The 344-nt window shown below is 67.4% G+C and carries 1 pseudogene; it reads right to left on the bottom strand.

Annotated features, from left to right (window positions below):
* Nucleotides 1-84: 84 nt before the first annotated feature.
* Nucleotides 85-344 (bottom strand): annotated as a pseudogene (locus GV790_RS29325) (alpha/beta fold hydrolase); the annotation flags it as partial.

Genomic DNA, 344 nt, shown 5'->3' with positions numbered 1-344 from the left:
CCACTGCGGGAGACCGGCCTCCGGTCTCCCGCAGTGCAGTGCCGTGGGCGAGCAGCAACGGGTCGGCCGTGCTCCGAGCCCTGATCAGTTCTGGACGATCGTGTGGATCAGCTCGGCGAGTTCGCGCGGCTTGGACCACATGGGCCAGTGCCCGGTCGGCAGGTCGACATACTCGGCGTCCAGACGAGACAGCTCGGCGAACATCGGCATCTCACCCTCGTCGCGCAGTTTCCTAACCACCTCGGCGGTGAAGGTATTGCAGATCACCGTGGTCGGGATTCGTCGTCCCGCGGGCTCGTCGCTGAGCTGTAGCGGCGCGGCGGCCACCGCGGTCGGTTCCGACA

This window comes from Nocardia cyriacigeorgica (assembly GCF_010858045.1).
GTDB classification, from domain to species: domain Bacteria; phylum Actinomycetota; class Actinomycetes; order Mycobacteriales; family Mycobacteriaceae; genus Nocardia; species Nocardia cyriacigeorgica_E.
The sequence above is the reverse complement of the archived record's forward strand: the minus strand, read 5'-3'. Positions and strand labels throughout refer to the sequence as shown.